General features: G+C 47.7%; 18 protein-coding genes and 1 pseudogene. 7 read left to right on the plus strand and 12 right to left on the minus strand.

The features are described from left to right. The first annotated feature begins 52 nt into the window (after positions 1 to 52). Entirely contained in the window at positions 53 to 211 is a 159-nt protein-coding gene (locus ACU1JV_RS23260) for an oxidoreductase (RefSeq protein ID WP_413986819.1), read from the plus strand. Beyond that, a pseudogene (locus ACU1JV_RS23265) lies at positions 207 to 443 on the plus strand (oxidoreductase); the annotation flags it as partial. The gene ACU1JV_RS23260 and the pseudogene ACU1JV_RS23265, both read left to right, overlap by 5 nt. A gap of 39 nt (positions 444 to 482) precedes the next feature. Here the strand turns inward: ACU1JV_RS23265 and ACU1JV_RS23270 are convergent. Next, positions 483 to 1,298, minus strand: coding sequence for a DUF4183 domain-containing protein (locus ACU1JV_RS23270; RefSeq protein ID WP_413986820.1), 816 nt, complete (start codon positions 1,296 to 1,298; stop codon positions 483 to 485). A gap of 249 nt (positions 1,299 to 1,547) precedes the next feature. On the opposite strand from ACU1JV_RS23270, the gene ACU1JV_RS23275 reads away from it, so the two are divergent. Further along, a complete protein-coding gene (locus tag ACU1JV_RS23275; RefSeq protein WP_013372504.1) occupies positions 1,548 to 1,961 on the plus strand; it encodes a DUF4183 domain-containing protein in 414 nt (137 codons plus the stop codon). A 123-nt stretch (positions 1,962 to 2,084) separates the two neighbouring features. Here the strand turns inward: ACU1JV_RS23275 and ACU1JV_RS23280 are convergent, their stop codons facing one another. After that, complete coding sequence (locus tag ACU1JV_RS23280) at positions 2,085 to 2,822, minus strand: cyclase family protein (RefSeq protein WP_264216160.1); 738 nt, start codon at positions 2,820 to 2,822, stop codon at positions 2,085 to 2,087. Between the two features lie 444 nt (positions 2,823 to 3,266). Here ACU1JV_RS23280 and ACU1JV_RS23285 point away from each other — a divergent pair, with 444 nt between their 5' ends. After that, positions 3,267 to 4,550, plus strand: a complete 1,284-nt coding sequence (locus tag ACU1JV_RS23285) for a pectate lyase family protein (protein WP_413986821.1) — start codon at positions 3,267 to 3,269, stop codon at positions 4,548 to 4,550. A 146-nt stretch (positions 4,551 to 4,696) separates the two neighbouring features. Here ACU1JV_RS23285 and ACU1JV_RS23290 read toward each other — a convergent pair whose 3' ends face one another. The 5 genes from ACU1JV_RS23290 to ACU1JV_RS23310 all read right to left on the minus strand — a co-directional run bounded on the left by ACU1JV_RS23290 (position 4,697) and on the right by ACU1JV_RS23310 (position 15,143). Further along, entirely contained in the window at positions 4,697 to 5,764 is a 1,068-nt protein-coding gene (locus ACU1JV_RS23290) for an ABC transporter ATP-binding protein (RefSeq protein ID WP_013372507.1), read from the minus strand. 225 nt (positions 5,765 to 5,989) lie between these two features. Further along, positions 5,990 to 7,369, minus strand: a complete 1,380-nt coding sequence (locus ACU1JV_RS23295) for a sensor histidine kinase (RefSeq protein WP_413986822.1) — start codon at positions 7,367 to 7,369, stop codon at positions 5,990 to 5,992. Positions 7,370 to 7,371: 2 nt separating this feature from the next. Then, the gene (locus tag ACU1JV_RS23300) at positions 7,372 to 8,082 is read right to left on the minus strand and encodes a response regulator transcription factor (RefSeq protein ID WP_264216162.1); all 711 of its coding nucleotides are present in this window, start codon (positions 8,080 to 8,082) and stop codon (positions 7,372 to 7,374) included. A 181-nt stretch (positions 8,083 to 8,263) separates the two neighbouring features. Beyond that, positions 8,264 to 8,743, minus strand: coding sequence for a hypothetical protein (locus ACU1JV_RS23305; RefSeq protein WP_413986823.1), 480 nt, complete (start codon positions 8,741 to 8,743; stop codon positions 8,264 to 8,266). 157 nt (positions 8,744 to 8,900) lie between these two features. After that, positions 8,901 to 15,143, minus strand: coding sequence for a WIAG-tail domain (locus ACU1JV_RS23310; protein WP_413986824.1), 6,243 nt, complete (start codon positions 15,141 to 15,143; stop codon positions 8,901 to 8,903). A 189-nt stretch (positions 15,144 to 15,332) separates the two neighbouring features. On the opposite strand from ACU1JV_RS23310, the gene fabV reads away from it, so the two are divergent. Together fabV and ACU1JV_RS23320 are read left to right on the plus strand one after the other, a co-directional pair. Continuing rightward, complete coding sequence (gene fabV / locus ACU1JV_RS23315; RefSeq protein WP_040103122.1) at positions 15,333 to 16,520, plus strand: enoyl-ACP reductase FabV; 1,188 nt, start codon at positions 15,333 to 15,335, stop codon at positions 16,518 to 16,520. A gap of 297 nt (positions 16,521 to 16,817) precedes the next feature. Beyond that, positions 16,818 to 16,970, plus strand: coding sequence for a DUF1540 domain-containing protein (locus ACU1JV_RS23320; protein WP_017426780.1), 153 nt, complete (start codon positions 16,818 to 16,820; stop codon positions 16,968 to 16,970). A 73-nt stretch (positions 16,971 to 17,043) separates the two neighbouring features. On the opposite strand, the gene ACU1JV_RS23325 is transcribed toward ACU1JV_RS23320, so the two are convergent. Further along, the gene (locus tag ACU1JV_RS23325; RefSeq protein WP_165083162.1) at positions 17,044 to 17,346 is read right to left on the minus strand and encodes a hypothetical protein; all 303 of its coding nucleotides are present in this window, start codon (positions 17,344 to 17,346) and stop codon (positions 17,044 to 17,046) included. A gap of 93 nt (positions 17,347 to 17,439) precedes the next feature. Next, positions 17,440 to 17,811, minus strand: a complete 372-nt coding sequence (locus tag ACU1JV_RS23330; RefSeq protein ID WP_013372515.1) for a DUF4190 domain-containing protein — start codon at positions 17,809 to 17,811, stop codon at positions 17,440 to 17,442. A gap of 221 nt (positions 17,812 to 18,032) precedes the next feature. On the opposite strand from ACU1JV_RS23330, the gene ACU1JV_RS23335 reads away from it, so the two are divergent. Continuing rightward, positions 18,033 to 18,620 carry a hypothetical protein gene (locus ACU1JV_RS23335; RefSeq protein ID WP_025676003.1) on the plus strand — a complete coding sequence of 196 codons (588 nt, stop codon included), beginning with the start codon at positions 18,033 to 18,035 and terminating at the stop codon, positions 18,618 to 18,620. Between the two features lie 8 nt (positions 18,621 to 18,628). Here the strand turns inward: ACU1JV_RS23335 and lpdD are convergent, their stop codons facing one another. From lpdD to ACU1JV_RS23350, 3 genes are all read right to left on the minus strand, one after another. Beyond that, positions 18,629 to 18,979, minus strand: a complete 351-nt coding sequence (lpdD, locus tag ACU1JV_RS23340) for a prenylated flavin chaperone LpdD (RefSeq protein WP_025365561.1) — start codon at positions 18,977 to 18,979, stop codon at positions 18,629 to 18,631. A 179-nt stretch (positions 18,980 to 19,158) separates the two neighbouring features. Further along, entirely contained in the window at positions 19,159 to 24,669 is a 5,511-nt protein-coding gene (locus tag ACU1JV_RS23345; protein ID WP_413986825.1) for a S8 family serine peptidase, read from the minus strand. Positions 24,670 to 25,209: 540 nt separating this feature from the next. Then, positions 25,210 to 26,835, minus strand: a complete 1,626-nt coding sequence (locus tag ACU1JV_RS23350) for a S8 family serine peptidase (protein ID WP_129549806.1) — start codon at positions 26,833 to 26,835, stop codon at positions 25,210 to 25,212. Positions 26,836 to 26,910 lie beyond the last annotated feature (75 nt).

The raw sequence follows: 26,910 nt of genomic DNA on the forward strand, positions 1-26,910 counted from the left end.
ATTGGCATACGCTGCATTACGGCGCTCGGCGCTAGGACAAGTCGGGCTAATCATGCTTGAAGTGCATGCAGTCATCCAGCAGGGAAAAGATTCGGGCAGCCTTGGCATATGGAGCGACGAGCACATTTCCCCGCTGCAAAAAGTGGTGCAGGCCATCCATGACCAAGGCTCTAAAGCCGGTCTCCAGCTTTGGCATGTCGGACGCTCCTGACTATCAGGTGCCTTACTCGGAAGCTATTCGTCAGGCTGCTGATATAGCTACCGCGGCCGTAGGATTGATTACTCACGGTATTCAAGCCGAGGAAATTTTGCGTAATGGTCGGGCGGATCTGGTTGAAGTAGGTCGGGAACTGCTGCGTAATCCATTCTGGCCCAGACAGGCAGCCGAGCAACTCGGTGTTCGTATTGAAGGATCTGCACCCTATAACCATTTTTGGTTTTAAAATAATGTCCATCACATGAAGTATTCATCGTAAGCAATGTCATGCACTGTATCGCACACTAAATTGAACAATTTCCACAATAATAGGTGTGCCGGAGGAAATAGTCTCCCCTTCGCTGAGGTGAATCGTCAGCGATGAAGGTGTCAAGCTGAACAACGTTCTTTCTTGTAACATCCCGTTAATATACAGATTGGCATAACTATTGCTTCCGACATGAAACCTTTGAAAAGCCCCCTGCACACCATCTACAGAAAATTGATCCGCCATAATCGTAACTGAAGATTCAATCGGATCAGGAGTAAAATAAAAATACCGCTCAGCCCTAGGGACAATTTCAATATTGGAGATGTCAGGTGCCGGACCAGTTGGACCAGTTATACCTTGGGCTCCCGTAGGACCGGGTACACCCTGTGCTCCAGTAGGACCGGGTATGCCCTGTGCTCCGGTAGGGCCTGGTATACCCTGTGCCCCGGAAGGACAGGGTGCGCCTGTTGCGCCTGCACGACCTGGAGCTCCAGCTGAACCTGGCACTCCCGGTGCTCCCTGTGTTCCTGCTGGACCCTGTATTCCAGGTATTCCTGGTGTTCCCGCAATTCCCGGTACTCCTGGCGCTCCTGTCACCCCGGCTTCGCCTGGCAGACCTTGCTTTCCTGTATGCTCCATCATCTTCCGTTTGGCAGGAGTATTTCTGAAGCGTCGTTGTATAATAATTAGTTTTGGATGCTTTTGAGCATGGAGCCCCGTTTTTGTTTTACCTTTGAATGAATACCGGGGCTTGCACTTTTTTCGTTTGTTGATCTTGCAATGTACCGGTCTCTTTCCTTGCCTCCTTAGTGATGCATCGCGTCTTTTCATAACAGCCGTACACACCTCCTCCTCTCATGCTTATGTATTGTATGCACATCTCCCATTAGGGTCTTAGGCATTTGTAGCATGCAGATTCCAAGTATTCGCTTTCATTTTTTGCGCAGTAAAATAGGGCTTTCTCCATTTACCCTATTATTAATAGGAAGGTTCATATGCCGTTTCCGAATAGGTTGAAAAATCATTTATTGATTAAGAGCCAGCAGTGGCTCATACCAGTAAAGAAAGGAGATAAAAACGATGCCCATCATAAAACCTGTATACACAGCAGTAGCTACTGCTCCAGTAGCTACTGGTGGTGCCATAAGCACGACTGTAACCCCAGCCGTGACTCGTTTTTTTGCAACCATTACAGCCGGGATGATCGGAGCAACAACAACAACTATTCCTGCTGCCAGCTTCGTAGATGACGCCGATGCTCCAGTCGTTGCCCTCCCAACATTAACGGCTACTGATTCTGCTAATTATTATATTAACGGAGTTATTCAGCAGAGCTCCTTATTCACCCTAACCACGGCAAGTCTGGTCATTGCCTCCGTAGATATTACACCAGGTGTCCCCGCTGTCATAGAAATATCTGATTTTAGCGGCACAACCTCTACTATCACAACTCAGCCTACCATCTCTGCCCCTACCGTAACGATTATCACATAAGGCGTTTCAATGATTTTGAACCAAGCCGGACTGAATGGTCATTCACGCTGTACACTACCCCGTATATGCTAGAAAAAGACCGATTCAGATGTCCAGATCTGAATCGGTCTTTTAAGCTCAAGATTAAGGCAAAATAGCAAAGGAGCGCACCGGAAATCCCGGAGAATCCTGAATGCTCGGTACAATATTATAAATGACTGCACCCTTCGGGGGCAGCTTGTCCAAATTCATCAGCACCTCAACTTGATATCGATCCTGCTCCAATATGTAATATTCTCCTACCAGCTTGCCCTCTTTTCGATAAGCTACAGAGGAGTCAGTATCCAGTGTTTCATGTCCAATAGCAGCAACATTTCGTTCCTCTACCAAAAAGCGCAGCGCATCCAGCGACCAACCCGGGCAATGTGCATCTCCAGCGTTGTCCTTGTTCGAGAAGGCATCAGGATCAGGCCAACGCTTGCTCCAATCACTACGAAAGGCGACAAAGGACTGATCGGCAATGCGTCCGTGCTCTTTTTCAAAATCCAGAATATCCGCAACCGTAAGTTCATAGTCGGAATTGGCTGCAACGGCTGCTGAACGGTCAATGACAACCAGCGGCAAAACCAGTTCCTTCAACGAAAGCTCATGTAAATAACGTTTACCCTTCACAAAATGAACGGGGGCGTCGATATGAGTTCCATATTGCCCTGGAAAGCAGTATTGTTTTACAAAAAAGCCATCGTCGTGGGTAAACAGGGTATCCACCTGAACATTATCGAAAACCGGAAAATGGGGAATTTCGGGATAAAAGGCATGGGACAAGTCCACCCACTCTTTTTGCTTCAACAATTTCAGGATATCTGCTAAATGCTCTGCCATTATGCCCATTCCTCCTCAGCTTTATTACAAGCATTGTACCTGAGGATGCTGCAAAAATCCATAAATCCCCTGTCGTTCCCCTACGCATTTTGGTTTTGAAATCGTTAACATTACGAGAAAAATCATTCAATTTTCCTTTGCTTTAATATGAAGATGAACAGACTGATTTTGAAAGAAATTCACCAGGAAAATTCCATATATTCATATATACATTTTCTATTCGATATGATTGTTAACGTTTTCATTCTGGTATATGCGTTTTGATTGGAAAAAGAAGGGCCCTATTGAATTATATAAAAAATTCGACAAAAATTTTAGTATGTAACTTTTATTATATTAACAAATACTGGAACGCAAAGTATGATAGAACATGTAGAAACTACAGGAGCACCCGGGACTCCCTTCGTTCGTCTACTCCATTTATCCAATATACGGAGGTATTTTATGAAAAAGAGATGTTCACTCGGAATCGCAGCCGTGTTACTGTTCGCTACTCTGGCTCCTATGGGTGCACCTGCTCATGCAGCCAGTGATATTGGCAAGGAGACACTTGGCAGCAAAAACGGCTGGGCCGCCTTTTCTTCTGGCACAACAGGTGGAGCTACTGCTACTTCCTCCAATACTTTCACCGTAACGAACCGTAAACAACTCGTCGATGCGTTAGGCAAAAGCAGTAACACTACACCTAAAATTATTTATGTCAAAGGTACAATCAATGCTAACGTCGATGACAATAATAAACCATTAGGATTGAACGATTACAAGGACTCTAAGTATGATTTCAATGCGTATCTCAAGGCGTATGATCCGTCTACATGGGGGAAAAAGGTTCCTTCTGGTACATTGGAAGATGCACGTAAGGCATCACAGAAGAATCAAGCCAGTCGTATCGTTATTGAAATTCCATCCAATACAACGATTGTCGGTCTGGGCAACAATGCCGTCATTAATGGTGCAAACTTCCAATTAAAAAAGGGTACAGACAACGTCATTATCCGTAATATTGAGTTTCAGGATGCCTACGATTATTTCCCACAATGGGACCCAACTGATGGCAGTACAGGCAACTGGAATTCAGAATATGACAGCATTACAATTAACGGAGCCACGCATGTATGGGTGGATCACAATACGTTCAATGACGGGGCTCACCCCGATAGCGGAAACGGCACCTTCTACGGTCAAGAATACCAGCATCATGATGGACTGCTCGATGTGATTAACCAAGGTGATCTGGTTACCATTTCATACAATCACTTTTACGATCATGACAAAACATCCATTATCGGCAACAGCGACAGCAAAACAGCGGATGAAGGGGCTTTACGTGTAACCCTGCATCACAATTATTATAAGAATACAGTACAACGCACACCGCGCGTACGTTATGGACAAGTCCATCTATATAACAATTACTATACAGGTGATGTAAAACGCTCTGAATACCCTACACTGTATATATGGGGCGCGGGCAAAGCCTCTAAAATCTTTGCTGAAAACAATGTCATTGACGTTGCGGGACTGTCCGCAGCCAAAATTGTGACTGTTTTTGGTGGAACTGCCCTGTCAGACACTGGCACACTTCTGAATGGACAGGCCGTAAACGCAGGCTCCAGCGCGGGGCTTAGCTCCTCTGTAGGCTGGAAGCCATCCTTGAACGATAAAATTTCCCCATCCGCCAGCGTGAAGATAGAAGTCACTTCCCAAGCCGGTTCCGGCAAGTTGTAAGCGCTGCCATCTAATACAAATCACCACAGACTCATACAACCTGTGGTGTTACACCAAAAAGGCTGTTACTCCGTAATATTATTCCACACGGAGAAACAGCCTTTTTTTTTATTTATTATTTGATTATTTACAAATGATATCGTGCTTTAACTGCCGTATTGTTCAACTAAAACTGGCTTTTCAAATGCGTTATCCAGCTTGCGAAGTTTAGCCTTCACCGCTTCTGGTGGCTCAACCGCAGGTGCATCTGGATGAAGCAGCCATGATTTCACAAAGTGTGTATCAGACAATTGATAGAGTGGAGGCTCTTTCTCAAAGTCAATTTTCATGGCATAAGAACTACGGGCTGCAAAAGCATCCCCTACAGGTGGGTGAAGCAGATCCGGTGGTGTTCCCGGGATCGCAGCCAGCTTCTGACCATGGCTGTCCAAACTAGGCATGGAAGCGAGGAGTCCCCATGTATATGGATGTTTTGGGTTATAGAAAATTTCATTAACCGTACCTGTTTCCACGATTTGCCCTGCATACATAACAGCAACGCGATCCGCCATCTTCGCCACAACACCGAGATCATGAGTAATAAAGATGATAGAAGTATCAATTTTTTTCTGAAGATCCTTCATCAGTTCCAAGATTTGAGCTTGAATGGTTACATCCAACGCAGTCGTCGGCTCATCGGCAATCAGAAGTTTCGGATTAGCAGCCAATGCCATTGCAATGACGACACGTTGACGCATACCGCCACTAAATTCATGCGGATATTGGTTAAAACGCTGTTCAGGATGTGGAATACCTACCAGATTCAGCAACTCAATGCCCCGCTTGCGAGCAGCGTCCTTGGATATCTTTTCATGCTTGAAAAGCACTTCCGTGATCTGCTTACCGACTTTCATCGTCGGGTTAAGTGAAGTCATAGGGTCCTGAGAAATCAGACCAATTTCCTTACCACGAATTTTTTGCATCTGCTTTTCCGTTTTATTAATCAGCTCTTGTCCGTCAAACATAATTTGACCCTTTTGATAAACGCCCGGAGGAGTCGGGATCAGCTTCATAACAGCTTGTGAGGTTACGCTTTTGCCTGAGCCGGATTCACCGACAATCGCCAGCGTCTCTCCTTTATTGACATGAAAGTTTACGCCACGAATGGCCTGCACTAGTCCCTGACGGGTCTTGAAAGATATCGTTAAGTCCTTCACTTCCAAAAGGCGGTTCATCTCATCACTCTTTCATTTATTATTCATCACTATTATTGACCACTATCTAAAAAAACGACGTTCATGAGTCAAGGTATATACGAATAATTTTACTCATTTTAGTACCTGCCAGTCAAGCAATATCTAAAATATCACCAAAAACCTATCATGAAATGTCATATTAATGGCACATTTTAGCGAAAAATTGATCATTTTTAACCATTTTTGCCTCATTTATAACATGCGTCATGACATGCGTTGAATGTAGCTGAAGCGTGCCCCACCTAATGGCGATCGTGTACAAAGTAATTCTCCATTCAGTCGGGAGGCTATTTGACGGCAGATGGCCAATCCTAGTCCCGTCGCACCATTTGATCCGGTATAGAATCTTCCGAACACCTCGGCTGCTTCAGATTCGGTTAGACCTTCCCCATCATCATCTACATGCATAACCCACACAACCTCCGGTGTTGTCCCCGTCTCCAAATGAATGACTACCTCTGTGGAGGTGTGTCGAACTGCATTTTGCAGCAAATTCAATATCATACGGAATAATTGCTCGGCCGGAACGGCCACATGCAGACCCTCTCCCTCTACTCGTAGCGAGATAGAGCGTTCGCTGGCCATCGGCATCAACAGATGAACAGCGTCCTCCACCATACTTCTCAGATCAATCAAAGAGACGGGCCATTCCTCATTCAACGCCTCCAACCTCGATAGCTGAAGCAACTTTTCCACCATATCAATTAATCGCTGGGATTGCACTTTAATAATGCTCAGTCCCTCGTCCTGCGATACTACTTGATCCTGAATGGCATATACATAGCCTTGAATGGACATTAACGGTGTCCTTAGCTCGTGTGATACATTTTGTAGAAATTCAATTTGGCTGTGGTGGTGCTGCTGAATGCGGGCGGACATGGAATGAAAGGTGCCTATCAGTTCGCCAATTTCGCTTTTGTCCGCCTGCGGAAAATCACTATCCTGCGGCTGATTCGGCTCATAGTTGCCTACCGCCTCTTTCAATCGCTTGAGCGGACGCACCAGACGTGAAACAACCATCAGACCAATAACGAGAATCACCAGAAAACTCGCGACGATTGACAGCAGCGTAGTTCTCATTAATGGTACATAGAGTGCTCTCAAAGAAGATAAGGGTGAGTATACAAAGATCCGAAAAGGTTGTCCGGGCAATTCTTCATTCGTAAACAGTATCTTTTTACCTTGAAGGACAGCAACGCCTTCATGTGTAGTAACCAGATCGTGGGCAGACGGATGAACCGATGCAAAAAAGCCCTGGCGGGTCAAAAGCAAACGCTCGAGCTTTTTGCCTTCCATTCCAGAGACGCTGGAGTCGATGATGCGGTTATCCGTGCTTAAAATAAAGTAATCGGCAGATAAAAGCACACCCTTGATAACATAGTTAAGTTCAGCATTATCCAGTCGATCAAAGCCCCCGTCACTCATAATATGGACGGCTTTGCGTGCCTGCTCATGGAGCTTGGATTTGGCCTGATTCACCAGAATGTCGTCGATGAGCCTGATAAATAAGACCACCGTAATACAGACAGTAATCAGCATGGCAATGGACAGGGACAGCAGAATTTTGGCTCTCATCGTACGCATGGCTACATCTCCTGAACCGTTGCTTTATATCCAAATCCCCATACCGTGTTAATGACAAGCGTGGAATGGTATTCTGCCAACTTTTTGCGAATACGTTTGACCAGATCATCTACGACTCTCACATCACCTATAAAGTCATAGCTCCACACTTGCTGAATCAAATGCTCTCTGCCAAAAGGCCGTTCCAGATGATTCGCAAGAAACAGCAACAGATCGAATTCACGTGAGGTCAAATTTAACGTTTGACCGTCTACTGTAACTTTACGAAAGTCAGCAAAAATGCACAGATTGCCTGCATGGCAAAGATTTGTGCTCTCCGCTGCTTGCTTGTCATCGGATGCAGAAGTCCCCGCCTTGCTCAGTCTCAGCATCGCTTTGACCCTTCCCACCAGCTCTCTTGGATTAAAGGGCTTGGTCAAAAAATCACTGCATCCCAATTCCAGCCCGTGGATACGGTCACTTTCCTCTCCGCGCGCGGAGATCATAATGATCGGCATTTCTGTAAACTCACGAAGCTGAGTCAATAGAGAAAGTCCGTCAATGCCCGGCATCATAATATCAAGCACGAGGCAATCTGGACTGTTTGTTCGGATATGCTCTACCAATGTTTTCCCACTGGAAAAGGAAGTTACCTCGTAGGACTCTTTTTTCAAATATTCAGATATTAATTGCAAAATGAACACATCGTCATCTACTACTACTATTTTTGTCATGGCCTTAACCCCTTGCCGTTGTTCTGGATGCTGGCATCCTTTCTTTAAGCTTAACAGAAGCCCCACAGAATAGACAAAAGACGGGTATACCGTTCCCGGTCCCGTCTTTTCTTATCATGAATCGCTGCTGTATATGCCAGGTGAACTGAAAGCTAACTACACTTCTACCTTATTTTCTACCTTATTTCTTAGTTGTTACTACTTTAGCTGCTGCTTTTGGAGCTGTTTTCACCGTTTTTGGAGCTGTTTTTGCTGGAACTGCTTTTTTTACTGGAGCTTTATGGGTCACTTTTTTAGCTACGACATGGTGTGCACGGGTTTTATGTGCTGCTACCTTGCGTTGAACAGCTTTATGTTTTTTGGCATGATGTTTAACTGTGCGGTGTTTTGCTTTCACTGCTTTTGCTTTGTGGCTTGCCACTTTTTTCGCAACGGATTTTTTGGCAGGAGCCTTTTTAACAGGTGCTTTCACCACAGGTGTTTTCGTTGCAGGCGCTTTTGACGGTGTTTTGCTAGCAGGAGTCGTAACCGCAGGAGCTTTGATGGCTGGTGCAGTGGTGACTGGAGTTGTGGTTGCTGTAGCGGCGAATGCGCTGCTTGCTCCTCCCAGTACACTTACTACGGTCAATACAGCTGCTGCATTTTTAGTCCATTTTTTCATGATTGAATCACCTCTCCTTTAAAGTATCTTTAGCTTATCAGGAGAATTCGGGATAATTGTGGAGCAAATATGTGAAAAGTATATGAAAAAGCGTGCAGCTCTGTATCTGAAAAATACATGAGTCTGCACGCTATAAATGTTGCAACCATCATCTCCACTAACCGATGGCAATCCAGGAAACAATACCGTAGTTATGCGCGGTTTCACTCCACTTGGTTACAACGATCACCGCTCCATTAGTCGTCTGGGATTTCAGTGTTGCATGAAAGAGAGGATGGTTCGTCATCGCTACCAACGTGTAGTCCGGGTTCACAAATGGCTCCCCAAATACAATGGTTACTTCTGTCTCTCCTTCGCTTCCCTTTAAAAGAAACGGCGCTCTGCCAAACTGCTGCAATGCAGGCTGATTTGTACAAGTACGGACCGGGGTGATGCTCAAATGCTCTGGTTTCACTGCGTTCAGTTCCAGCTCACGTGAGCCCACGGAACCTTCTACCAGATGATGACCTTCGATGCTCTGCTCTGCCACATGATGACTTTGTATCGCAGCAGCTTGTAGATGCTTCGGACCTACAGCTTCTGGACTCAGCACCTCACTGTCGACGACCTGATCCTGCAGATGGCTGCGGGATATACTGTTTGCCTGAAGTTTGTCGCCACTGATTCCTTCCTCAGGCAAAAGTCCCGAGAGATGAATATCTGTGGACAATTGATTCAGTGTTACTGAGCCGGGTTTCAGATGGTGCGAATCAATGACTTCCTCTGCAATATGGTGGCCTTCAATTGCCTCCTCAGCCACATGGCGGGACTCCACCGTTCCATCTGCGAGTTTGCCGGACGTCACCGCTCCATCCCGTATAGCTTCCTCTGACACCGCCTGCCAGCCGATATGCTGTGACTGAATAGCTCCTGCTTGCAAATGCTCGGATTGGACAGAATCCGGTGAAATGTGGCGGGACTGCACTGCCCCCTCTGCCAGTGCTGACTCTTGAATCGCTCCATCGGACAAATGCTGGGCTTGCACGGCATGTTCTGTCAAATGTACAGAGCTTACGCTGGCTTCCGCCAGATTCGAAGCTCGCACCGCCCGAAGCGCAAGCTTCTCAGCGTTCACGCTGCCTGCCTGGAGCGCGTGAACAGATACACTCCCTGGCGCAATATGCTGGATCGTCACTGCCGAAGGCTGCAAGTGGGCTGAGGTGACGGATTCCGGCGCCAGATGGCTCGACTGGATGGTCTCTTCTGCCAAATGATGGGCTTGCACTGCTTCGTCCGTAATGTGCCACGGCTGTACGGAATGTGGAGATATTTTGGTAGCTGTCACGACCTCATCTGCCAGTTTATCGGACGTAACAGACTCATCCTGCAGAGCATTAGTCGATATCGACTGGTATGCCAGATGCTCGCCCTGAATGGTTCCGGGGTGCAGATGGTGCGGCTGGATCGATTCCGGGGCAATATGCACGGATTTCACTGCCCCCTCGGCTAGCGCCGTATCCTGTACTGCACCGATTGCCAGATGCTGGGTGTGTACCGACTGTGCAGACAGATGGGACGGGCCAACGCTGTCTTCCGCCAGATTCGTTCCTTGCACCGAGTGGGCTGCCAGCTTCTCCGAGGTGACGCTTTCCGCTTGTAACGCACGGCTAGACACACTATCCGGGGCCAGATGGCTCGCAAGTACCGCCGAAGAGTGCAAGTGGGCTGAGGTGACAGATTCCGGTGACAGATGGCTCGACTGGATGGTCTCTTCTGCCAAATGATTGGCTTGCACTGCTTCGTCCGCAATGTGCCACGGTTGTACCGAGTGAGCCGACAGTTTGGCAGCAGTCACACCCTCATTCGCTAATTTATCAGACGTAACAGACTCATCCTGTAATGCATCGGTCGATATCGACAGGGATGCCAGATGCTCGCTCTGAATAGTTCCAGGGTGCAGGTGATGCGGCTGGATGGATTCCGTGGCAATGTGTACCGACTTCACTGCCCCCTCGGCTAGCGCTGTATCCTGCACTGCGCCGACTGCCAAATGCTGAGTGTGTACCGACTGTGCAGATAAATGCGAAGAACCGACGCTGTCTTCCGCAAGATTCGTCCCTTGCACCGAGCGTGCTGCCAGTTTTTCCGAAGTGACGCTTTCCGCTTGTAGCGCAAGACCGGATACACTATCCGGCGCCAAATGACTCGCAAGTATCACCGAAGACTGTAAGTGGGCTGAGGTGACAGATTCCGGCGCCAGATGACTCGATTGAACGGCCTCTTCTGCCAAATGATTAGCTTGCACTGCTTCATCTGTAATGTGCCACGGCTGTACCGAGTGAGCCGACAACTTAGCGGCAGTCACACCCTCATCGGCCAATTTATCAGATGTCACAGACTCATCCTGTAAAACATCAGTCGATATCGACTGAGATGCCAGATGCTCGCCCTGAATGGTTCCAGGGTGCAGATGGTGTGATTGGATTGATTCTGGAGCGATATGCACGGATTTCACTGCTCCCTCTGCCAACGCTCTATCCTGTACCGCTCCGGCTACCAGATGCCGGCTGTGTACGGACTGTGCAGACAGATGGGACGGGCCGATGCTGCCTTCCGCAAGATTCGTCCCTTGTACCGATCGCGCTGCCAGCTTTTCCGAGGTGACGCTTTCCGCCTGTAGTGCACGACCGGATACACTATCTGGCGCCAGATGACTCGTAAGCACTGAGGAAGCCTGCAAATGGCGAGAGGTAACGGATTCGGAAGCCAGATGGCTTGACTGGATGGCTTCTGCTGCCAAATGATTTCCTTGCACTGCTTCGTCTGTAATGTGCCACGGCTGTACCGAGTTGACCGACAGCTTGGCGGCAGTCACACCCTCATCCACCAATTTATCGGAGGTAACAGACGCATCCTGCAAAGCATCGGTCGATATGGCCTGGGATGCGATATGCTCGCCCTGAATGCTTCCTGTGTGCAGGTGATGCGGCTGGATGGACCCCGCGGTAATGTGTACCGACTTCACTGCTCCCTTTGCCAGCGTTGTATCCTGTACTGCGCCAGTTGCCAAATGCCGGGCGTGTACCGACTGTGCAGACAAATGTGACGGGCCGACGCTGTCTTCCGCAAGATTCGTTCCTTGCACCGAGTGGGCTGCCAACTTTTCCGAGGTGACGCTTTCCGCTTGTAGTGCACGGCCGGACACACTATCCGGGGCCAGATGGCTCGTGAGCACTGACGAAGACTGCAAGTGGGCTGAAGTGACACTTTCCGGTGCCAGATGGTTCGACTGGATGGATTCTGCTGCCAAATGATTTCCTTGCACTGCTTCGTCTGTAATGTGCCACGACTGTACGGAGTGGGCCGACAGCTTGGCGGCAGTCACGCCCTCATCTGCCAGTTTGTCAGATGTCACAGACTCATCTTGTAAAGCATCGGTCGAAATGGCCTGGGATGCAATATGCTCGCCCTGAATGATTTCAGTATGCAGATGGTGTGGTTGGATCGATTCCGGGGCAATGTGCACGGACTTCACCGCTCCCTCTGCCAGCACTCTATCCTGTACCGCTCCAGCTGCCAAATGCCGCGTGTGTACGGACTGCACAGATAGATGTGAAGGGCCGATACTGCCTTCTGCAAGGTTCATTCCTTGTACCGAGCGGGCTGCCAGCTTTTCCGAGGTTACACTTTCCGCTTGAAGTGCACGACCGGACACACTATCCGGAGCCAAATGTCTCGTTAGCACCGAGGAGGCCTGTAGGTGCACCGAGGTGACCGCTCCAGATGCCAGATGGGTCGAGTCCACAACCGCTACGGCCAAGTGGTTGCTTTGTACAGCTTCATCCATAATATGCCCGGACTGCACTGCATGGGCTGACAGCTTGGTAGAGGTTACACTTTCCTCTGATAGTTTGGCAGAGGTAACCGCTTCATCCTGTATGGAAGGAGTCGCTATCGCCTGCAATGCAATATGCTCTCCTTGAATGATCCCGCTTTGCAAATGCTCGGATTGGATGGATTCTGCTGCAAGATGCTCAGACTTCACAGCATTCTGGGCTAATATCGTGTCCTCTACTGATCCTGCGGCCAAATGTCTGGTGTGTACGGCCTGTGCAGCCAAATGTCCGGGCCCCACGCTGTTTTCCGCCAGGTTGGAAGCCTGCACAGCCCGAGCCGCTAACTTCTCGGAAGTGACGCTTTCCGACTGAAGTGCATGGCCGGACACACTATCTGGGGCGAGATGTTTGGTTTGGACCGAAGCAGACTGCAAATGGTTGGAGGTGACGGATTCCGGCGCGAGATGATTCGCCTCCACTGCTTCAACAGCCAGATGGTTGCTCAGTACTGCTTTATCCGTAATATGCCATGGCTGCACCGAACGAGCAGACAGCTTGGAGGAAGTGACACTGCCCTCAGCTAACTTAGGCGCAGTAATCGCCAAATCATTAATTTTATCCGTAGCCACACTTTCCGGCGATAGTTTCAACGAAGTAACGGCATGATCCTGTAAATGGTGGGAGTATACCGCTCCGCTGGCCAAATGCGCGGTATGAACAGCTCCTTCGCCTAGTATGTCTGCGGTAACGGACTGTTCTTGCAACGCCGCGGTTCCGACACTGTCTTCCCCAAGATGCTTGCTCTGTACAGAGCTCTGGGCCAAATGGTCTGAATCCACCGATTGAGCCTGTAACGCCTTTCCGCCCACACTGTTGTCGGCAAGGTGGTTTTCACGAATTACTCCCGTTGCAATGTGTACGTGGGTAATGGCTTGAGACGCAACTTTATTTCCGGTTACCGCCCCTGTGCCAATTTTAGTTTCTATAACCGCCTCGTCAGCGATTTTGTCAGACTTAATAGCGCTCGAAGCGATGTGATTTTCCTTGATAGCCTGATTCGCCACATGGTGATCCAGAACTGCACCTTTCCCTATTTTCTCGCTTGTCACAGCCCCGGAATGCAAATGTTGCTCCGTAACCGCCTCTGGTGCAATATGATCTTTCCGAATAATTTCGGATTGAAGATGCACGGAAGAAACTGCCTCTGGAGAAATCTGGGGTCCTTGTATGGCTGCTGTTGCAATATGTCTGGTAAGTACTGCCTCATCGGCAATTTTGTGTGGGAGAATGCTCTGATCCGATATTTTGGATGAAGTGACGGATTGATCAACAATTTGCAATGAGCCTACAGACTGATCTGCCAGTTTATTGGATTGAATACTCCGATCCGCGATATGCCGGGCTGTCACTTGGCCCGTTCCAAGCTGCTCTTCCCCGATGGAGCCAGGACTGAGATGCTTTCTTTCAATCGCTCCTGCCTGAATGTGCGTACTGGTGACTGCCTCAGACTCCAGATGACGCCCGCTGACAACACCTTCCTCCAATTGTTCCCTGCCCACAATTCCGTCGGATAGCTGCTTGCGATTAATCGAACCCGGAGCCAGATGCCGGGCATGAACGGCATGCTCGGTCAGGTGTGCGCTCTCAATGCTGCCTGCCTGGATTTTGGTTCCATCCACAGCCCCATCCCGCAATTTGGAGGTGGTCACAGACTGATCGCCCAGCTTGGAGCTATCAACAGCTTCATTCGCCAAATTGTTCGATTGAATCGTACCGCTGCGAATTTTATCGGAGGTGACCGACTGATCTTGAAGCATATCTGAAGACACGATCCATTGCTTGAAATGACGGCTTTCAATCGAGCCATTGGCAATATGATCGCCGCTGATAATTTTATCCGCCAGCTTTTCTGGAGTGATGCTGCCATCACGAAGTTTTTCACCACTAATAGAGCGATCCTGCAATTTACTGCCTGCCACTGATGCGTCCGACAGATGCTCGACCGTAATGGAGTCGGGAGCAATCTTCGAAGCAGTCACAGCACCGTCAGCTATTTTAATTGTATGAACAGCATAATCTGCTAGAAATTCCGTTTGGATACTCTCTTGTTTCAGCTTGCTGGAATCTATGGAAGCGGGAGCGATCTTTTCACCTGTCACAGCGAAATCACTCAAATCGTCTGTATAGATGAAAGCATTGTTTACATGCGGAGCCTTCTTATTGTTCAAAATTTCTTCCACATCAATTGGATCAGGTTCTGGCTCTGGTTCCGGCTCCGGTTCTGGATCTAGTTCTAGCTCTGGCAGTGGGGGTTCTTCCATCAAAGCTGGAGTCTCCTCTACATCTGCAACCTCAATTTCTTTCTCGTGCAGAGCCTCGACTTCAGGCTCGACAACTGTCTGTAGCTCCGACTCCTCTGTAGTTGGGGGAGGCGGAGAAGCAACTTGATGAAGTCTTGCTTCTGTCTCCCTCTCCGCAGGCAGTGGTTTTGAGCGTTGTATCATATTTAACTCATTCATATCCGGGTCAATTACACGATAGAGCGGCTTTTTGTTTCTGTTGGTTTTGCGGCTCTTGTTCTTCAAGCAGCTCTCTCCCTTCTCATGTTTATCGTTACAGCATCATATGCAGACTCTTAGGCACTTGCCACCCTGTACAGAGATTCACTTTTGGGTAAAAAGGAAACTTACTGAAATCCACATTTGAAAAAAAATTGTTAAAAGTTAAAATAGTAAGGGTGAAGATTGCTACAAGAAGAGAGGAACTACAATAACATGATTATCAAACCAAGAACACGTGGCTTTATCTGCACCACTGCTCATCCGGTGGGCTGTGCCCAACATGTTCAGGAGCAAATTGACTATGTACAAGCCCGTCCTGCTATCCAGGGACCTCGTAATGTGCTTGTGATCGGGGCATCTGCCGGATATGGGTTGGCATCTCGAATTACGGCCGCTTTCGGTGCGCGTGCCAATACAATTGGCGTGTATCGTCCTAGCAATGCTACGGCTACACGCACAGCATCAGCAGGCTGGTATAATTCTGCTGCATTTGAAAAAGCAGCTCAGGATGCTGGGCTTAAATCTTTAAGCGTGACAGGAGATGCCTTCTCGGATGAGGTCAAAGCCAAAACGGTGGAAGCCATTCGCGAAGAACTGGGACAAGTCGATTTGGTGGTTTACAGTGTTGCTTCAGGTCGCCGTACTAATCCCCGCACAGGCGAAACGTCTAATTCCGTGCTCAAACCTATTGGTGAGCCTTACACGAATAAGACCGTTAACTTTCACACCGGTGAAGTCAGCAGCGTGACGCTCGAACCGGCAACAGAAGAAGAAGTACAGGGGACTGTAGAGGTTATGGGCGGTGAGGATTGGAAATTGTGGATTGACGCCTTGCGTGCAGGCGGCGTGCTCGCTGATAACGCCACTACCTTCTCTTTTTCGTATATCGGTTCAGATATTACCCAAGCCATCTACCGAGAAGGCAGTATCGGAAGTGCAAAAGATCATCTGGAGGCGACAGCTCGTCAGCTGAACGACCAGATGAAAACCACGGGTGGACGCGCCTTCGTCGCAGTCACCAAAGGACTCGTTACCCAATCCAGTTCGGCCATCCCTGTCGTTCCTCTGTATATTTCCGCTTTATATAAGGTGATGAAGGAGAAAGGGCTGCATGAAGGGTGCATAGAACAGAGCTACCGCCTGTTTGCCGAGCGTCTGTATGCACCAGAAACTGCGGTAGATCAAGAAGGTCGTATTCGCATTGATGATTGGGAACTGCGCGAGGATGTGCAGGCAGAAGTAGCGAAAATATGGGAGGAACTGACGACCCATAATATCTATGAATTGTCCGATCTTGAAGGATATCGTCGCGAATTTTTCCAGCTGTTCGGCTTTGAGTTCGAGGGTGTGGACTATGATGCTGATATTGATCCGATCGTAAATATTCCTAACGCACGCTAAGTCTTTTAGTGCTGCCATTCTGTTAGAAAAATATAAAAAAGCTGTCTCTGGCAGAAGAACATCTCTTCTGCACAAGGATAGCTTTTTGTTTTCTAACTAAAAAGGAACACTTGTGTCTATTTTGAACTGCAAAATGTGTAAATATTGCAATTTTAAAATTCATTTGATATTGTACAAGTAGGCATAGCAAAATCCCTCTTCTTACCAAGAGGGTAAGCACAGTTGGACAAGTCCTACCTTGACTGACCGTGATTATTTTTGCTCAGCCCATCACATCCCTGTAAGGAGGTGAACAATATGGCAAAAGACGTTCTGTGCGAAGTCAACTCATGCACGTACTGGGCTCAGGATAATAAATGCAGCGCAAGCTCTATTTATATCGTAAGCAACAAGCCTGCAAACACTCACACGTCCGAAGAAACAGACTGCAAAACCTTTGAAGCAAAATAGACCTTAGTTTTCAAGCCAAACCATAGCTTTATCATGAAGGAGCCCCTGCCAGGGTTCCTTCTTTCTTATGATTCTAACAAGAATGATAATTATTATCAAGTTCTTTTTGGCCTATGTTATGGAAAATGCTATCCGCTCCTATACATTCACTTCCTCGAAGTTTTTCGACTTCGCTTAAGACAAAAAAAGAAGCGTCACCCTGAACGAGTCGCTTCTTGTGCTTGACCTTTTGTAATTGTTCCTGCTTGGTTGGCTTCATTCGCGTGTGCTGTGAAATTTCGCCATAATGATCATTCGTTTTGCGGCTCTGTGCCGCGCAATAGATCCCGGCGCGTTTCGCCTTGCTTAACGCCTTTTGTGTTTGAGTACGTGCCATAAAGCTTCACTCTCCTTGATTGGACTCCCTGTATCATAGCATCCAATAGGCAAATCGTGAATGGTTTGTCTGACTCAAACATTCTTTAATTCATTAAATGTCTGAAAAAATATCTGGATCGCCACTGGAGGCCGCCACAACAAAAACAATAACCAAGAAAATAATAATCAGTGCATAAATCAGTGTGCCGATAATACTACATACCAGTCCAGCAATGGCCATACCTCTGCCTTGCTCGCCATGACGGTTAATTTCCTTCAGGGAAAGACTGGACAAAATAATACCCACAATTCCGATAATCAACCCAAGATAGGGAATGACAACAGATAAAATCCCGAGCACCATCGAGGCAACAGCTTTACTGTTTGTAGGTGGAACTACTGGGGGCTGGTTAAATGGAGCGTTATAATCGTTCGGCTCCTGAAAAGGATCGGAAGATCGAGGCTCCTTGTACAAGTCACTCATCTCTTTAATTCAACTCCAATAATTATAATAGCAATATATAAGTTCTAGGGTACCACAATCTTACAAATCAGGACAGTACTTATTTCAATTTTTTAAATTAGAACGTTAAAAAGAAGAAGCGTAGCATCTTAGCACTTTTTGAGATAACCGGGCATACAGTACTGTACCTATTACAGATAAATTACGCTCCAAGAGAGCATCCTGCCAAGGAGGACGGAGCTATGTTATATCGTGGAACAGCCCGCAGAAAGGGCTCGTCTCACCAACGTTTACATGCAGAGACACTTCGGAAAATATCCGCCGCCATGCTGCCATTTTACAAAGCTATTGCAACCCAACGTGCTTTTGCCGTCCAATGGTCACGAGCAGTCGTTCAGGGTAATTTGGATCGGATGAAATCCCTTCTCTGCTCGGTAGCGCCATTTGCCGCCAAACAAGGCTTAGGTACGAATGGGATTGGCTACTTTGTTTCCTTTTTAGCTCAGCCGCCGATGCTCTATTACACGAACGGTACGACGATTCCACCCGGGACGGTGCAGTTTACATTTGAGCCAAAGGTTCATCGCGCCATTGCCAAAGCCGTTTTTCCGCTGTATCGCGAATTGGCACGCAATGAATGCTTTGCTTCTGCCCTAGCCAAAGCGATCAACAGGCAAGACCAGCGTGCAGTTCATGTAATGATCCGTAGTTTAATTCCATCCTCTGCGCTAAAATCTGTAGACATTGAGGATGATGGTTTTGCATTGCTTTTTAAGTATCCCTTTAGTAAGTACCCCTATCGCAATCTACTTTTTCGAGAGTTCACTTAAAAAGGTTGCTACAAGCGCACTTGCTTAAGTTCTTCAATGAGCTCTTTTCCCATTTGTATAGCCATGTCTGTCAGCACTCGGATTTCGTCCTTGGTTGCATGATCCAAATGCGTCCCGCAGCAAATGGCGAAGTTACCCGCAAACTCTTTACGCAAGCGAACTGCAATTTCTTCAGTAATATAAAATTCCTTGTGGTTTTGCAATTGCACGGTTTGAATCGGCTCAAGCCTAGCCCCTGCAGTAATCGTCCCCAAGTGAGGCTGATCACCGCCTGATATGAGCACAACGATATCTTCTCCCATAAAATAGGCATCCAGCACAAGACGGATACGTCCGCTTTCTTTTTCCAAATGAATCATATGATCCTCTCCTGCTAAAAAATATTATTGTGAAACGATTCACTTCATAGAGTACCATTCATTGTATCGCTTCCTGAACTGTTGGACAAATTTAAAAGGCCCACAGCAGCCTCTATTAACAGTGGCTTGCTGTGGACCTTTATTGTATTCTAAAAAAACTCCCATCCTCTTACTTGCTGTTAACGGATTGTGATGGTATGCACTGCCTTACCCGTTGCGCCGTCATTATCCGTTACTGTTAGCTCCACGGTATACGTTCCGGCTGTGGTGAATTTATGCTTCACCTTGGAACCGACCGCCGTATCGCCATCACCAAAATCCCAACTGTAGCTGACGATCTCACCATCTGTATCGCGGGAAGCTTTGGCATTAAATTGTACATTTTTGTTCTTCTTGGCTGAGTCATTCGCCTGGATAATAGCTACCGGCTTTTCATTCGATGTAGGTGGATTCGGACCTGGGCCCTCTCCTCCACCATGGGTTACATACAACCTCCCCGGCGCCTCCGTCTCCACTTCATTCCCCGCTGCATCCCTTACCCGGATCACGATGACTCCGCCTTCCAGGTTCAGAGAAGATGAAGTGAGATAAGTACCTTCATAGTGGCCTGACGAAGTTTCATTTAATGGAATTTCATTACGGGCCAAAGTGGACAGGTTAAAGGGCAGCTCCACATGGAAGGATGCCTCCAAACCGGATGCACTGTCAAAAGCTACTCGTACCGGCTGTCCTGGAGTAATACGTACATCCTCAGCAGGGCTAATATTTTCAAGCTTCGGCAGCGCTGTATCGACATATACCGAGCGTGTAACAGTCGTTTCGTTTTCGGCTAGATCTTTGGCCGTTACCGTAATTTGATTTTCACCTTCATTGATAAGCAGCCGTTTATTAAAGCTACCGTCACTTCCGAATTGAGCGGGCTCGCCGTTAATCGTCAATTCGGTGAGGAACTCGTCATACACCGTACCGGTTACACTGACCACACCCGCATTTGTACGAGCTCCTTCATCAGGTGAAGTCAGGATCAAACCCGGTTTAGTCTGATCGAGCGTTACAACCACCGGCTCGGAACGATCCGTTACTTTGCCGTATACCGCCGCTTGAACACTTAGCGGATTAGCACCTGGCTGAAGATCGACCGACAAACTGAATTGACGATCCTTCACCTTCGTTGTGCCAGCCAGCTCCTTACCGTTAAAGAGCTGAATATCAGCTCCTTCTGCCGGAGAAGTTCCTGTTACGGTAATCGTTTCCTCCTGCGTATACGTAGCCTTCGTAGGAGTCGTAATCGTTGGAGCATTCACCGGATATCTGACGATAGCCCGGATCATGTAGTTCCCTTCCTCTTCAGGTGATTGGCTCCATGTGCCGCTTACACCTTGCCAGCTGCGGAGCGCATTTGGGCTGTTTTCATCTGTAGCCAGACCTGGTGACTGTGTCCCTACCGCAGACTGTGTATATACGATGTAGAAATCACCTTGAACCGTCACCGGCTCTGGAAGCTGCACCGTCGTCCATTGTGTCTCATCCCGGACAGCCGTTCCGTCGAATGGACCAGCCAATAGACGTCCAGGTGCTCCTGCTGCACCGGAGGCGTCATAGATAGAATATTGGAATGCCGTTCCTCCCGGATTCGGGAAGGCAGAGTTCCAGAACAAAAGGGATGCTCCTGTCACTTGTGCCACTTCCGACTCAGGTGTCATTCTCACTGCCCATGAATTGCCTGCCGCGTTAAAGGCTCTGGCATTTTCTCCTGTACCGTCATCATAGGCAATGCCTCCTTGGAAACCGATGAAAGGCTTCAACGTGACATTCGCTTCAACACTGCCGTTTGGAGGAGCAGTCACGGAAACACTGTCACTGTAATAATTTTGGGCTGCAATGGACAATGTGTATGTTCCTTCCAGCACGTCCAGCGTAAATTCTCCAGCCTCATTCGTCTCTACAGGAGCAATACGTGCATCTTCCAGCACCAATACTTTCGCTTTTTGGATCGGTTCACCGGATTGCTTATCGGTAATAACCCCATGAATCGTACCATGAGGGACAGCCTGGAGACTAAAGTTTGCTCTGATGACTTTGTTATTTTCAATCGTGACTGCTTTCGTCTGAGGCACGTAACCATAAGCTTCGGCCTTCAGCGTATAGTCACCTGCTACATGAGTGAAGCTGTATTTGCCCGTGGTTGGGTCTGTTTTCACCGAACGTCCGGTTTCCAGTACCGTAACGGTAGCACTGGCTGGAAGACTGTCGAGACCGACACGTCCACGCTCCACGGATGCATCTGCCGGCTTCACTTTTTCCTGGAATTCACTCTTTTCAGTGCTTGTAATTTTATACAGCGGGAATTGTTCTTCCGCTTTTTCCAGCTTGATATTGGACTCAGGTACGATATCCTTGGTCACTGTCGAAGCTGGAACACCCAACACACGAAAATCGTCAATGTACCAGCCATTTTTGTTCACACTGTTATCCGATTTCAAGCGGAAACGAACTTGAATCTCATTGCCGGTATAGCTATCCAGATTGTAATAAACAGGGGCCCAGTTTTTACCACTTGTATTATGTGAGAACTTACCCAGCTCACTCCACGTGTCGCCATTGTTTTTGGACACTTCTACATATCCGTAATCATAGCCGCCCTCAATTTCAAACCAGTGGTTGAAAGTCAGTGTTGCGTTGCGTATACCATTCAAATTAATTTTTGGAGAAACCAGTGAAAAATCAGCACCGTTCTCATAGTTGCTATCGAGATCGGTGGCCCACACATTCGGCTTGGACACTGCGTTCCCCGGTCCTACTTCCTTAGGAATGCCGCGTTCCCATTCATCCTTGGTCCCGGAATGAGTCCAACCATTGTCTGAGCTGCCATCAAAATGATCGCTATACAGTGTATCCGGCACATCCACTCTTAGTGAAGCCTCGTTCGACTTGACACCTTCGTTACCGCTATAATCCTCGGCTGCCACTGCATAATGATAGGTCGCACCACCGACGGTGATCGTATCCGTGTAGGTCAGCCCAGAAGTTGTACCGATGGAAGTATAATTTTTGCCGGACTGGGTTGAACGATACACCTTGTACTGCTTCACATCTTCATCAGAGGAAGCACCCCAGGCGAGTGTAACATTGCCCACATTATCTGCTTCAGCAGTCAAATGGCCAGGGGCAGCAGGTGCAACGGCGTCTGGTTCCTGAATGGACAGATCGTCAATATACCAGCCATCTTTCACGATCGTATTGTCACTAGTAAAGTTGAACAGGAGGTATACCTTTTGACCCGCAAATGCTCGCAAATCAAGATATTGTGTTTTCCAGCCATTGCTGGTTCCAGTAAACGATAATACCTGCTCAAACGCATTCTGATTGTTGGTGGTCGCTACATACACTTTGCCGAAATCAGAATTGTTTTCAAGATCGTACCAATGCTTGAAGCTGACCAGTGCCCCCTTGGAACTCTCGGTCAGATCAATAGGAGGAGCCATAAAATAACTGTTGGTGTTGGTCTGGTATTGGCCTTCGAGATTGGTCGCGATGACCTTTGTACCCGAATGTGCGCTTTTAGGGCCGCTTGTGGGGGTTCCCCATTTCCAAACACTACCCTGACCACCGATATTAATACCGGCGATGTCTTTTTCAAAGTCTTGTGTGTAGCCTGGTTTAACACCTTTGGAGACATTCACCTTATATACTTCCGTTTCAAAACCATTATTGCCGAAATCATTTACACGGATATAGTATTCCAGACCTGCGCTATCCACCAAAAAGGTCGGAATGGACGCTTGATATGTACCGTCTTTGCTGTCTCCGGAGGTCCGCTCCAACGGAATGTATACATAGTTTGACGAACCCGCTGTTTTGGCAAATGCCTCAACGGCTGTTACGCCAACATCATCCGTAACATGAGCCGTCAAAGGTATATCAAGACCCTCAAATGCAGCTGCAGGCGGTGTATGCTCAAGAACAGGCGCTTCCAGATCGTCGCCACCTGTTACGACTTTACCGGATACAGAGCCCAGACCCTGCATGACAGATCCGACTGCATCGAGTGCATTAATGACACCATGTCCATATCCATTGTTTGGCGAAGTTGGATATGTGCTGTCTGTCCGAGGGGTAGCCGTGTTTTCCAAAATTTCCTCCAGCTGGTCCACGGTAAGAGAATGATTCGCTTGCAGCAGCAGAGCAGCCAGACCCGCAACATGAGGACCGGCCATGGAAGTACCGTTATAGCCACCTTTATAACCGCCACCAGCCACGGTTGAACGAATATTTACACCCGGCGCGGAAACTTCGGGCTTGATCTCACCGTAAGGTGAGGGTCCCAGCAATGAAAAGCTTCCCAGTTTATCATTGATATCGGTTGCCCCAGTGGCAAAGGATTCCGGATAGTTGGCCGGATTGGCTACCGATCCAGGTCCGCCCGGATTGGAGAGAGAGGTGTTCCCTGCGGAGAATTCGGGAAAGATTTGAGCATCCCGCCACGCCTGAACTACAGGCCGGAACCATTCATCAAGACCCGGTCCGCCTCCCCACGAGTTGTTCACTACATCTGGAGCAAGTTCGGGATGAAGATTACCTTGGGCATCTTTTGGCGCAAGCAGCCATTGACCGCCGTCCAGTATAATTGCATCCGTCGTTTCCGGATTAAAAATCCGAACCGCAATCCACTTTGCACCAGGGGCAACGCCCACTCGGTTCGTTCCATTTTCCTCGGAGCCGACCATCGTGCCCATCGTATGCGTACCATGGGAATCGTCTTCCTGATCGACCGGAAGCGCCGCATGACTATGCGGATCATACCAGCTCAGTTCTGGATTTACGACATTGCCTGCCGTATCCAGACCACGCCATTTGCGATGAAGGGCCGGATGCGTGTAGTCTACGCCTGTATCGAGATTGGCGACCACGATTCCGGTTCCGTCAATTCCTTTTTCCCACACTTGTGGTGCGTTAATATGGGATATATTCCATTCCACCGTAGATGGATCCACAGCGTTCTTGCCTGTATTGCCGGGCAATGCCGATGTTTTGCTATCGTCCTTTTCCGGTTCTACAGCCTTCTGTGCTGTGTCAGACTTTGCTGTTGCTGTTGCTGCCGTTGCTGTTCCAGCCGCTTTGTTACCTGTGTCCTCTGGCTGCTTATCAACCGTTACCTTTTGCAGATAACGTGTTTCATTCGGCAAAATTTTATCGACCTCGGGCAGCTTCGAAATATGGTCCAGCACCTCCTTGGTGCTCGTGACAGCCAAAGCATTGACAATAAAATAGCTTTTATATTCTTTTACTCCGCCGCTCTCTGATTCCTTATCCAAATAACTTTCAAGCCCATATTGAGTTCTGGAAGCCGTTTCACGCAAAGAGCTGATCACATGGCTGCGCACAGCCATTTTGGCAGCGGAAGGTGTTATTTTCTCAAGTGAAGCCTTTTGGAGAGCATTTTTGGAAACCTTGTTGGTATCTACCTGTTCTTTTAATTTGACCAAATAAGTAACATAGTTGTTCTCCTCAAACTGTTTGGTCAGTTTCGGGGACACCTTCGCGGTTGTGACCTTGTGTGAGGCTGATTTCAGCTCCAGCTTGGAGCCATCCGGTGTGTTTTTCGCTAAAGCGGGTTGAACAAATGAAAAGGCCATAAGCAAAGAGAGTCCAATAGATAACGATTTCTTGAAACGTCTAGGTTTAATCAATTACTTCTCCACTCCTTTTACTAGGTTTAATGATTCCGAAATAACCTGTACAGAGTCAGACCTCATGCCTTGCACATCAAACACGCGGCTTGCGCAATACGATGTGTTGGCGACCACCTCCTTCATAGATTATAGAAAGATATAAAAGTATTGGGCTGTTCATAGATGGCAGTACTTCATAGGTGAGTTTATAATCCAATAGAAAAGCGATGAAATCCAGTAGATACCTAGGAGAAAAAGCAGGAGCATTTCGAAGAAAAAAACATGATATACCATTACATGTTATATCATTACATTTTATATTAAAAATTGATATAAAATCATATATTATGGATAGTATAAAGTTACCAAAACAGATATACAAGTCATTTTTTTGCATTTTTCTTGAAATTCTATGACTTTTATGTTCATTTATGTACGAAAACCCCTTTTTAGCGGCTACGTCATGAGTGCAACACACGGTTAGCAGGTGCATGCATCCTTGTACGAGCCACCCAAAGGGATTTTCGGGGATCTTTTTTTTAAACCTGTCTGATATTCTTAGTTAAGTACGGAGTTCACCGCAGCAAGCGCATCAATCAGACCATATCCATAACCATTGTTGGGTGAGGTCCGATACTGACTGTCTGTCAGCGGTGTCGCTGTTTTCGAAATAACATCCTCTAATTGATCCACGGTCAAAGAGGGTTTAGCCTGAAGCAGCAATGCCGCTAATCCTGCAGTATGCGGGCCTGCCATAGAGGTACCGTTCCATCCACCCTCATAAACCCCGCCCGGTACAGAAGAACGGATGTTCACGCCAGGAGCCGAGATTTCTGGCTTCACTTCGCCATAAGGAGAAGGACCACGCAACGAGAAGCTGGCCAGCTTGTTATTGATATCGGTGGCTCCCGTGGCGTAGGCTTCAGGCAGATTTGCCGGATTAGCCACAGACCCAGGTCCGCCCGGGTTCGATAGTGTTGTGTTGCCTGCGGAGAATTCAGGGAAGATTTGAGCCGCTCTCCACGCCTTGGTCACTGGGCGATACCATTCGTCCAAACCAGGTCCACCACCCCAAGAATTATTCACCACATCCGGTGCAAGCTCAGGGTGTTTTTTGCCGTTTTTATCTACAGGCGCAAGAATCCACTGCCCACCGTCCAGCAAGATGGAGTCTGTGGTATCCGGATTGAATACTCGAACGGCAATCCACTTGGCCCCCGGAGCAACACCGATTTCATTCGTACCGTTGCTGTCTGAGCCAACGCTTGTCCCCATCGTATGTGTACCATGTCCATTCGAATCTGTGGGCAGCGATGCTCCATTAACCGCATCATACCAGCTCAGCTCAGGATTCACGACTTGACCAGAAGCATTCAGCCCCCGCCATTTTCTTTTCAGTGCTGGATGAGTATATTCAACACCTGTATCTAGATTGGCAACGACAATGCCTTTGCCGTCAATACCTTTGGCCCAAACCTGCGGTGCTTTGATTTTGGAAATATTCCACTCGACACGACTTGGCGTTACCGCATCTTTATATACGGATTCTTGCACCGATTTTTGTGCATTCTCTTCCGTCACAGCCGGGTCGACAGCAGTTTGATCTGCAACTGCTTGGTTTGCTGTTGATTGCTCCCCTACCGGCTGGGCATCCTTATCTATTTCTACCTTTTGCAGCTCGCGCTTTTCATCTGGTAAAATTTTGTCGATCTCAGGTAGGGTTGCGAGATTATCCATGACCTCTTTGGTACTGGTTACCGCAAATGCATTCACGATAAAGTAACTCTTGTATTTTTTTACGTTTCCGTTATTGACTTCCTTCTTTAAGTATTCTTCCACAGATGGTTGAGTTTTTTCTGCGGTATCCATTAGAGAGTTGACAACCGTTTTACGTACAGAAAGCTTAGCAGCAGCGGGGGAAATCTGCTCGGCGGAAGCCTTCTGAAATGCGTGTTTAGCAACAGATTCTGTATCTACCTGATCTTTTAATTTAACCAGATAGGTGACATACTCGCTGGTGCTGAATTGCTGGTTCAGCTTGGCTGAAACCTTGGCGGAAATCGTCGATGCTCCTGCTGAGGAGGTTGTGCTGGAATCTCCATACACCGGAGAAATCAGAGAAAAAGCAAGAATAGCGGTAAAACCGACCGACAGCGTCTTTTTGATATTTTTCGACTTAATCAATACTTTCCATCTCCCTTTACTTGGTTTTTTTGATTCTCAAAGACAACCTTCCGATAGCAGCGTCAAAAGCTCACA

It is taken from the genome of Paenibacillus sp. T2-29, from assembly GCF_052921365.1.

What these genes read in the sequence shown, in the direction of transcription:
- ACU1JV_RS23305 (WP_413986823.1), bottom strand. Translation starts at nt 8,743, where the DNA reads ATGAAAAAATGGACTAAAAATGCAGCAGCTGTATTGACCGTAGTAAGT.
- ACU1JV_RS23295 (WP_413986822.1), bottom strand. Translation starts at nt 7,369, where the DNA reads ATGCGTACGATGAGAGCCAAAATTCTGCTGTCCCTGTCCATTGCCATG.
- ACU1JV_RS23290 (WP_013372507.1), bottom strand. Translation starts at nt 5,764, where the DNA reads ATGAACCGCCTTTTGGAAGTGAAGGACTTAACGATATCTTTCAAGACC.
- ACU1JV_RS23285 (WP_413986821.1), top strand. Translation starts at nt 3,267, where the DNA reads ATGAAAAAGAGATGTTCACTCGGAATCGCAGCCGTGTTACTGTTCGCT.
- ACU1JV_RS23330 (WP_013372515.1), bottom strand. Translation starts at nt 17,811, where the DNA reads ATGAGTGACTTGTACAAGGAGCCTCGATCTTCCGATCCTTTTCAGGAG.
- ACU1JV_RS23280 (WP_264216160.1), bottom strand. Translation starts at nt 2,822, where the DNA reads ATGGCAGAGCATTTAGCAGATATCCTGAAATTGTTGAAGCAAAAAGAG.
- ACU1JV_RS23260 (WP_413986819.1), top strand. Translation starts at nt 53, where the DNA reads ATGCTTGAAGTGCATGCAGTCATCCAGCAGGGAAAAGATTCGGGCAGC.
- ACU1JV_RS23270 (WP_413986820.1), bottom strand. Translation starts at nt 1,298, where the DNA reads ATGAAAAGACGCGATGCATCACTAAGGAGGCAAGGAAAGAGACCGGTA.
- ACU1JV_RS23275 (WP_013372504.1), top strand. Translation starts at nt 1,548, where the DNA reads ATGCCCATCATAAAACCTGTATACACAGCAGTAGCTACTGCTCCAGTA.
- lpdD (WP_025365561.1), bottom strand. Translation starts at nt 18,979, where the DNA reads ATGATTCATTTGGAAAAAGAAAGCGGACGTATCCGTCTTGTGCTGGAT.
- ACU1JV_RS23335 (WP_025676003.1), top strand. Translation starts at nt 18,033, where the DNA reads ATGTTATATCGTGGAACAGCCCGCAGAAAGGGCTCGTCTCACCAACGT.
- ACU1JV_RS23320 (WP_017426780.1), top strand. Translation starts at nt 16,818, where the DNA reads ATGGCAAAAGACGTTCTGTGCGAAGTCAACTCATGCACGTACTGGGCT.
- ACU1JV_RS23325 (WP_165083162.1), bottom strand. Translation starts at nt 17,346, where the DNA reads ATGGCACGTACTCAAACACAAAAGGCGTTAAGCAAGGCGAAACGCGCC.
- fabV (WP_040103122.1), top strand. Translation starts at nt 15,333, where the DNA reads ATGATTATCAAACCAAGAACACGTGGCTTTATCTGCACCACTGCTCAT.
- ACU1JV_RS23300 (WP_264216162.1), bottom strand. Translation starts at nt 8,082, where the DNA reads ATGACAAAAATAGTAGTAGTAGATGACGATGTGTTCATTTTGCAATTA.